The 701-nt window shown below is 37.5% G+C and carries 1 pseudogene; it reads left to right on the plus strand.

Annotation, left to right across the window (positions count from 1 at the left end):
• Positions 1 to 701, plus strand: a pseudogene (locus tag ADIWIN_RS14285) (hypothetical protein); the annotation flags it as partial.

A 701-nucleotide genomic window follows, 5' to 3' on the forward strand; every position in this document is an offset into this window, starting at 1 on the left:
AGTATCATAAACAATGTAGGTGAAGTAAGAAACAGTGGTCTGGATGTAGAGATCGATACCAGAAATCTTGTAGGAGAATTTAAATGGAATTCTTCCTTTAACCTTTCACTAAATAAAAATGAAGTAACGGACCTTGGAGAAGTAGATGAGCGAATCAATACTTACTGGTCAATGGACTTCCTATTGAGAGAAGGAGAACCAATGTTTTCTTATTATGGATACCAGTCAATAGGTGTTTTTCAAAATGAAGAACAAATTTCCCAAACCCCTAGTCTTGCAGGTACCAAACCAGGCAACCCAATATTTGAAGATACCAACAATGATGGCAAGATAGATCCTGAAGACAAGGTAGTCTTAGGAAGTTTCCAGCCTAAAATGCTATTGGGTTTTTCAAATGAGTTTTATTGGAAACAATTTGATTTAAGTGTTTTCATGCAAGCTTCATTGGGAGCTAAAATGTTCAATGCAGAAAATCAATTTTACGAAGGGAATACACTTGGAGCCATGAGAAGATCTTTGGTAGAAGACCAATGGTGGTCTGAAGAAGAACCTGGTGATGGCACTAATCCGGCAGCAGCTTTGAGTCAATTATTTGGCTACAATACCAACAATGACTTTTACCTGGAGGATGCTTCCTACCTAAATGTGAGAAGTGTAAACTTAGGTTATACCTTTCCAAATTTCTCAGACGGAAAAGGGAT

It is taken from the genome of Winogradskyella psychrotolerans RS-3 (assembly GCF_000427335.1).
GTDB classification, from domain to species: domain Bacteria; phylum Bacteroidota; class Bacteroidia; order Flavobacteriales; family Flavobacteriaceae; genus Winogradskyella; species Winogradskyella psychrotolerans.